Annotated in this window: 6 protein-coding genes; 4 read left to right on the top strand and 2 right to left on the bottom strand. The window is 66.8% G+C overall.

The genetic code is table 11. From position 1 onward, the window contains the following. A partial coding sequence (locus tag P0086_RS10715; RefSeq protein ID WP_275785292.1) for a LysR family transcriptional regulator occupies positions 1-887 on the bottom strand: 887 nt, incomplete at its 3' end. 99 nt (positions 888-986) lie between these two features. Between P0086_RS10715 and P0086_RS10710 the strand changes: the two genes are divergently transcribed. From P0086_RS10710 to P0086_RS10695, 4 genes are all read left to right on the top strand, one after another. Next, on the top strand, positions 987-1,727 hold the full coding sequence (locus P0086_RS10710) for an SDR family oxidoreductase (protein ID WP_148190995.1): 741 nt from the start codon (positions 987-989) through the stop codon (positions 1,725-1,727). A gap of 29 nt (positions 1,728-1,756) precedes the next feature. Beyond that, positions 1,757-1,969 (top strand): 4-oxalocrotonate tautomerase family protein, encoded by a 213-nt coding sequence (locus P0086_RS10705; RefSeq protein ID WP_148190993.1) that lies wholly within the window; start codon positions 1,757-1,759, stop codon positions 1,967-1,969. Between the two features lie 385 nt (positions 1,970-2,354). Further along, on the top strand, positions 2,355-4,022 hold the full coding sequence (locus P0086_RS10700) for an arylsulfatase (protein ID WP_112594191.1): 1,668 nt from the start codon (positions 2,355-2,357) through the stop codon (positions 4,020-4,022). 68 nt (positions 4,023-4,090) lie between these two features. After that, positions 4,091-5,095 carry an HAD family hydrolase gene (locus tag P0086_RS10695; RefSeq protein ID WP_148190991.1) on the top strand — a complete coding sequence of 335 codons (1,005 nt, stop codon included), beginning with the start codon at positions 4,091-4,093 and terminating at the stop codon, positions 5,093-5,095. A gap of 85 nt (positions 5,096-5,180) precedes the next feature. Here the strand turns inward: P0086_RS10695 and P0086_RS10690 are convergent, their stop codons facing one another. Then, a complete protein-coding gene (locus P0086_RS10690) occupies positions 5,181-8,000 on the bottom strand; it encodes a DNA translocase FtsK (protein ID WP_275785290.1) in 2,820 nt (939 codons plus the stop codon). Between the last annotated feature and the right edge of the window lie 249 nt (positions 8,001-8,249).

Here is an 8,249-nt window from a genome sequence, read left to right as displayed (position 1 = left end):
TCAGCCTTGCGGAAGAGCTCGATCGCCCAATCGAGGAAGACCCGCAGCCGCGGCGCCGCGTGGCGGTTCTGCGGATAGAGCGCCGACAGCGGCGTCGGCGACGGCCGGTGGTCCGGCAGGACCTCGACGAGGCTGCCCCGCTCGAGATCCGGCTTCAGCCGGTAGAGCGGCGCCTGAATGAGCCCGTAGCCCAGGCGCGCCAGGTCGGCCATGGTGTCGGAATTGTTGACCGTGATACGGGACGGCAACCTGACATGGCTGATCTCGGCGCCCTGCTGGAATTCCAGCGGCAGCACCTGCCCGGTGCGCGAGGACACGAAGCCCACGGCCAGATGGCCCTCGAGATCCGCGGGGGTTTGCGGAACCCCGTGCCGGCCGAGGTAGTCCGGGCTCGCACAGGTGATTTCCGTGATCGTGCCGAGCCGCCGCGCGATCATGTTGCTGTCGTCCAGTTCGCCGGCGCGGATGACGCAATCGACACCCTCGCGGACGAGATCCACCAGCCGGTCCCCCTGTCCAAGCTGCAGGTCGAGGAGCGGATAGCGCGACAGAAACGCGTTCAGATGCGGCAGGATGAAGGTCTGCGTCAGGAGCGGGTGAGCATCGATCCGCAAGAGCCCGCGCGGTTCGGCCTCGTGAAACAGGCTTTCCGCCTCCTCCACCTCCGACAGGATCGCCAGGCAGCGCTCGTAGAACGCCTGGCCGTCCAGCGTCGGGCCGACATGGCGCGTCGTGCGCTCGAGCAGCCGGACCCCGAGGCTCTTCTCCAGAAGCTTGATGGCCTCGGTCGCGGTCGACCGGGCGAGATTGAAGTCCGCAGCCGCCGCGGCGAAACTGCGTCGCTCGACGACGCGGACGAAGAGCTGCATGCGGTCCAGGCGATCCATGGCGAATTGTTCGTCCTTCTCGAATTGTAATGTCATTTAACAGGAAATTGTTCGTCGCGGGCAACTGCCTTACTTCTTTTGCATCAAAAGGAGAAAGTCATGACCCACACGCAGCAACGAACGGCCATCGTCACCGGCGCCTCGAAGGGCATCGGCGCGGCCATCGCCCGGCGGCTCGCCAAGGACGGCATCGCCGTTGTCGTCAACTATGCCACGAGCAGCGATGCGGCGGACGCCGTGGTCGCAAGCATCGCCGCCGACGGCGGACGGGCGATCGCGGCAGGGGCCGACATCGGCAGCCGCACCGGCATCGCAAGCCTGTTCGACAGGGCCGAGCAGGCCTTCGGCCCGGTCGACATCCTGGTCAACAATGCCGGGATGATGAAGCTCTCGCCGCTCGTCGACGTCGACGACGACAGCTTCGAAGAGCAGGTCCGGACCAATCTCGGCGGCGTCTTCCGCGGTATGCGGGAGGCCGGAAAGCGGCTTCGCCAGGGCGGGCGGATCATCAGCTTCTCCTCCAGCGTCGTCGGCCTGTACCAGCCGACCTATGGCGTCTATGCGGCGACCAAGGCGGCGGTCGAGGCCATGACCCATATCGTCGCCAAGGAGCTCGGCCCGCGCGGCATCACCGTCAACGCGGTCGCCCCCGGTCCGGTGCAGACCGACCTGTTCATGACCGGCAAGAGCGATGCCCAGGTCGAGGCGATCACGAAGATGAACCCGCTGGGCCGCCTCGGCCAGCCGGACGACATCGCCTCTGTCGTCGCCTTCCTGGCCAGCCCGGACAGCGGCTGGATCAACGGTCAGACAATCCGCGCCAATGGCGGCGTCGTCTGAGCCCGACCCCCAAAATGAAAGGAACCCCCATGCCCTTCGTCAACATCAAGGTGCCGGAAGCCGCCCTTACCAGAGCGCAGAAGGCGGAGATCGTCCACCGCGCGACCGACATGCTCGTCGAATACTTCTCGGAGGCGGCACGCCCGCACACGATGGTGCTCATCGAGGAGGTGAAGGATGGCGGCTATGCCCGCGCCGACGAGGTCTTCGTCATCCCCGACGCCCATCGCGCCCGCGACTGAGCAGCCCACGCGCTTGCGTGACGCCGCGGGGCCGCGACGCCCCGCGGCGGCGCCCTGCGGTGGCGCCTTGGGGTGGTTGGCGTTTTCAATCTGGAAGCGAAATCGCTTTCATGAGATAAGTCTAATGCAATGCATGCCGGGACAGGACCACCGCCTCGAAGGTGAGGCGCCAGGTGGTCGCGCAGACAATTCTCAGCGTTGTCGTATGCAGCCCCCGCCAGGCGCCCATTGCACCTGGCCCTTTCATTTGCATGACGGAAAAAGCAGGGAGGAATGGGCCCCTTTCGATGCGGGCCCACACACATCGGCAAAAAAGCATGAGCGAGCCTCGGCGGATCAACCCGCGGCCCTGAATATCCCTTCGTGGCACGATAGGAGAAAGCAGATGAATCGCACTCATGGCATTTGCAGCCTCGTCTCATTGACCATCGCCTCATCGCTCTGGGCCGGCGTTTGCGACGTCCGCGCCCAGCAGCCGCAGAAACCGAACATCCTGCTGATCGTGTCCGACGATACCGGATACGGCGACCTCGGCCCCTATGGCGGCGGCGAGGGCCGCGGCATGCCCACGCCGAACATCGACAGGCTGGCGGACGAGGGCATGACCTTCTTCTCGTTCTATGCCCAGCCGAGTTGCACACCCGGAAGAGCCGCCATGGTGACCGGCCGGATCCCCAACCGCAGCGGCATGACGACGGTCGCCTTCCAGGGCCAGGGCGGCGGCCTGCCTGCCGCCGAATGGACGCTCGGCTCGGTGCTGAAGCGCGGCGGCTATCACACCTACTTCACCGGCAAATGGCATCTGGGCGAGGCGGACTACGCGCTGCCGAACGCGCAGGGCTACGACGAGATGAAATATGTCGGGCTATACCATCTCAATGCCTATACCTACGGGGATCCGACCTGGTTCCCGGACATGGATCCGGCCCTTCGGGCGATGTTCCAGAGGATCACCAAGGGCTCGCTCTCCGGCAAGGCCGGCGGTCCGGTCACCGAAGACTTCAAGATCAACGGGCAGTACGTCGACACGCCCGTCATCGATGGCAAGGAGGGCGTCGTCGGCATCCCCTTCTTCGACGGCTATGTCGAGAAGGCCGCCCTCGAGTTCCTGGATACGGCGGCGCAGACGCCGAGCGAGCCGTTCTTCATCCATGTGAACTTCATGAAGGTCCACCAGCCGAACATGCCCGCGCCGGAGTTCCAGCACAAATCGCTGTCGAAGTCGAAATATGCGGATTCGGTCGTCGAGCTCGACACCCGCATCGGCCGTATCCTGGACAAGCTGCGCGAGACCGGGATGGACCGCAATACGCTGGTCTTCTACACCACCGACAACGGCGCCTGGCAGGACGTCTATCCGGATGCCGGCTACACCCCCTTCCGCGGCACCAAGGGCACCGTGCGCGAGGGCGGCAACCGGGTCCCGGCGATCGCCGTCTGGCCCGGCAAGATCAAGCCCCGCACGAAGAACCACGAGATCCTCGGCGGTCTCGACCTGATGGCCACCTTCGCCTCCATCGGCGGTGTGCCGCTGCCCGACAAGGATCGCGAGGACAAGCCGATCATCTTCGACAGCTTCGACATGACGCCCGTCTTGACCGGCTCCGGCCCGTCGCCGCGGAAGTCCTGGTTCTACTTCACCGAGAACGAGCTCTCGCCCGGTGCCATCCGCGTCAACAACTACAAGTTCGTCTTCAACCTGCGCGGCGATGACGGCGCGCGGACGGGCGGGCTTGCGGTCGATTCCAACCTCGGCTGGAAGGGTGCCGAAAGCTACGTGGCCACGGTTCCGCAGGTCTTCGATCTCTGGCAGGACCCGCAGGAGCGCTATGATATCTTCATGAACAACTTCACCGAGCGCACCTGGATGGGCGTCGTGATGGGCGAGGAACTCAAGAAGATCATGGCGACCTACGTCCAGTACCCGCCGCGGAAGGCCCAGAGCCTGACCTATGACGGGCCCATCACCCTGTCGGAATACGAGAGGTTCCAGTGGGTGCGGGATACGCTGGCCAAGGAGGGCGTCAGCATTCCCCTGCCGACCGGAAACTGAACAGCAGACGCCGCAGGCCGCGGCAGGGTCCGCGGCCTGCGACTGCCTTGATAAGGGAGGATCTGAGGATGGGCGTACGGGCTTCCATATCCCGATATCTCATACCGGCGATCGCGGGCATCCTTGCCTGCATGGCCTCGGCGCTGGCGCAGACCGATCCGCTGCCGTCGTGGAACGACACCGCGCCGAAGAAGGCGATCGTCGCCTTCGTCGACAAGGTGACGGCGGAGAACACGCCGGACTTCGTGCCGGAAAGCGAACGCATCGCCGTCTTCGACAATGACGGCACGCTCTGGGTCGAGCATCCGATGTACACCCAGCTCACCTTTGCGCTCGACCGGGTGAAGACGCTGGCCCCGGAGAACCCGGAGTGGAAGGACCAGCAACCCTTCAAGGCCGTGCTCGAGGGCGACATGCAGGCGCTCGCCGCCGCGGGAGAGAAAGGCCTGGTCGACATCATCACGACGACGCACGCCGGCATGACCGTCGACGAGTTCCAGACGATCGTCACCGACTGGCTGGAGAAGGCCCGCCACCCGCGCTTCGGCCGTCCCTATACCGAACTCGTCTACCAGCCGATGCTGGAACTGCTCGCCTATCTGCGGGCGAACGGCTTCAAGACCTTCATCGTTTCGGGCGGCGGCGTCGAGTTCATGCGGCCCTGGACGGAAGAGGTCTATGGCGTCCCGCCCGAGCAGGTGGTGGGCTCGTCCATCAAGACCGAGTTCATCATGCGCGACGGAATCCCGACCCTGCACCGGCTGCCGGAGGTGAACTTCATCGACGACAAGGCCGGCAAGCCCGTCGGCATCAATGCCGCCATCGGCCGGCGTCCGATCGCCGCCTTCGGCAATTCGGACGGCGACCTGCAGATGCTGCAATGGACCACCCTGGGCGGCACCTCGCCCCGCTTCGGCCTGATCGTCCATCACACCGACGCCGAGCGCGAATATGCCTATGACCGCCAGACCGAGTTCGGCCGGCTGGACGAGGCTCTCGACATCGCCCCGATCAACGGATGGACCGTGGTCGACATGAAGGCCGACTGGAAGGCGATCTTTCCGGCCAAGTGAGCCGGCGGCCGCAGTCACCCGCCCGGCACGCTGGCGTATGCGGGCGAGGGACGGCCGGACGGCGTCAGCCTCCGGCCGTCACGCCTCAGTCGTCGTCTTCGCCCGTGTCGATCGTGGCCACGCTGTCGCGGCTTGCTCCGCTCAGGATCTCGCGCTTGCCGACGTGGTTGGCCGGGCCGACGAGGCCGTCGCGCTCCATCCGCTCGACCAGCGATGCCGCGCGGTTGTAGCCCACCGAAAGGCGGCGCTGGATATAGGAGGTCGAGCACTTGCGGTCGCGCATGACCACCTTGATCGCCTTTTCGTAGAGGTCGTTGCCGTCCTCTTCGCCCATCGCCGACTTGTCGAAGACGGCGACCTCTTCCGGCTCGCCCGCCTCCTCCTCCTCGGCATCCTCGGTGACGGTGCCGAGATATTCCGGACGCCCCTGCGCCTTCAGGTGGGCCACGACCTGCTCGACCTCGGCATCCGAGACGAACGGCCCGTGGACGCGGGCGATGCGGCCGCCGCCGACCATGTGCAGCATGTCGCCCTGCCCCAGGAGGTGCTCCGCGCCCTGTTCGCCGAGAATCGTGCGGCTGTCGATCTTGGAGGTCACCTGGAAGGAGATGCGGGTCGGGAAATTCGCCTTGATCGTGCCGGTGATGACGTCGACGGAGGGACGCTGGGTGGCCATGATCAGGTGGATGCCGGCCGCGCGCGCCATCTGGGCCAGGCGCTGGATCGCCCCTTCGATCTCCTTGCCGGCGACCATCATCAGGTCGGCCATCTCGTCGACGATGACGACGATGTAGGGCATCGGCGTGAGGTCCATCTCTTCCTGCTCGTAGGTCGGCTCGCCGGTCGAGCGGTCGAAGCCCTTCGGCACGTCGCACATCACCGTCTCGCCGTTGGCGCGGGCGGTGGCGGCGCGGGCGTTGAAGCCGTCGATGTTGCGCACGCCGAGCCGCGACATCTTGCGATAGCGGTCCTCCATCTCGCGCACGGCCCATTTCAGCGCCATCACCGCCTTCTTCGGATCGGTGACGACCGGGGTGAGCAGGTGCGGGATGCCGTCATAGACCGACAGTTCCAGCATCTTCGGGTCGACCATGATCAGGCGGCATTCCTCCGGCTTTAGCCGGTAGAGCAGCGACAGGATCATCGTGTTGATCGCCACCGACTTGCCCGAGCCGGTGGTACCGGCGACGAGCAGGTGCGGCATCTTGGCGAGTTCGGCCACGACCGGCTCGCCGCCGATCGTCTTGCCGAGGCAGAGCGCCAGCTTGAACTTCGTCTCCCAGTAGCTCTCGCACTCGATCAGTTCGCGGAAATAGACGGTCTCGCGCACGGCGTTCGGCAGTTCGATGCCGATGACGTTGCGGCCGGGAACGACGGCGACACGCGCCGACAGCGCCGACATCGAGCGGGCGATGTCGTCGGCAAGGCCGATGACGCGAGACGACTTCACCCCCGGCGCCGGCTCGAACTCATAGAGGGTGACGACCGGGCCCGGGCGGACGTCGATGATCTCGCCCTTGACGCCGAAGTCCTCGAGGATGCTTTCCAGCAGGCCGGCGCTCTGTTCCAGCGCCTCCTGGGTCATGGTGTGCGCCTGTTCGCCCGTCGGCTGCTGCAGCAGGTCGACCGGCGGGAACTCGTAGTCGGGGTTGGCGTCGGCGGCGGCGAACAGGCCGGAGCGGGGCAGCGAGCGCGACGGCGTCCGGGCGACGGCGGGCACCAAAGCGGCCGGTTCGGTGAGGATCGCCTGGTGATCGGGGCCGGCGGCCGCGGCGACGATTACACCTTCCTCCGGAACGTGCGGGGCCTCGGCGGCCTCCGCGGCCGATGGCGAAAGCAACGGGCCCAGCGATATAGTCGTATTCGAGGATGCGGGCCAGACCGGGCCGAACTGGAATGCGGCGAGCGACGACAGCGGCGTGTAGCCGGGCATCGCAGCCGTCTCCTGCGGGACCGCCGCAGGCGCAGCCGGGGTCTGGAGGCGGGCAGATGCGCCCCCTGCCGTCACGGTCGTAGCCGGCACGTGTACGGCAGGCCTGCCGGGGGCGGCCGCGACCGGCTTCGATGCGACAGATTGCGGCACGGCAGGCTGGGGCGCGGCGGGACGCGCTGCCCGCTCCGGCACAGTCCGAACCGTCGGCGCGGCCGGCGTCGCGGCGGGCATCGTGCGGGCAGGCGTGGTTGCGACGACCGGTGCGGCGCTGCGGCCGCGCAGGCTCACCTCGCGATAGAGGCAAGCCGCCGTTTCCGGCCCGGCGCGGAAGGTCGGGAGCGCGAGGCGGGGCGCCGGCGTGAAGCCTGTCAGATCGACATCGAGGCACATCGTGTCGAACAGGGCATGGTCGGAGATGGGAAGGCCGAAGGCGCCTTGCTGCGGGCGTGCAGCCGGACCGGCAGCGGCGGTCGCCGCACTTGCGGCCGTTCCCTGCCTGGCGGCGGCGGCAGCCCTTGCGGCCGCAGCATTGCGCATTTCCCGTTCCTGCTGGCGGTTCGCCTCGGCCATTTCCCGCTTCAGCCGCAGATAGAGCGCCAGGGCGCCGTGATTGTCTTCCGCCGCGGCAACGTTTTCCGGCGGCTGGACCGGCTTGCCGGTTTCAGCCGGCGCAGCGGAAGCGGCCGGACGGACGCGGGCGGTGCCTTCGATCCTGCGCATGGCGGCGCCGTCGAGATCGGCGCGCGACGGATCGTCTGCGGGTGCGGGCGGCACGACGTCCGCGACGGGTGCGGGCTCCGGCGGCACGGCGGCAGGGGCCGTCGCCTCCTGCTTCGGCGCCGGCGCTTCGGGATGCTTGCGGGCATAGGCGCTTTCCGGGGTGCGGGTGAAGCGCACGTTCGGGCCGAGGATGAAGGCGCTCTGCCAGGCAGGCAGGTCGGCATCCGCCTTGACTTCGCCGGTGACCGTCATGCCCGGCAGCGTCACATGCGGCGTCGGCCGCGGCCCGTCACCGCCCTCCTCGCCGCGTGCGGACTGATCGTTGACATTCGGCGAAATCGTTCGGGAAAGACGCATGGAAACCTGCAACGCTGGAACTGGCGGAAGCCGTGAAAACCCCTGCGTCGGGAATAGAAAATAAAGGTTAACAGCCCCTTTCCGGCATCCCCCGCCCGGCCGGTTCGGAACGCGGAAAAAATCAATGGACACGCCACAAACGTC

It is taken from the genome of Mycoplana sp. MJR14 (assembly GCF_029210525.1).
GTDB lineage: Bacteria > Pseudomonadota > Alphaproteobacteria > Rhizobiales > Rhizobiaceae > Mycoplana.
Note: the sequence above shows the minus strand (reverse complement) of the source record. Positions and strands in the feature narration are given on the sequence as shown.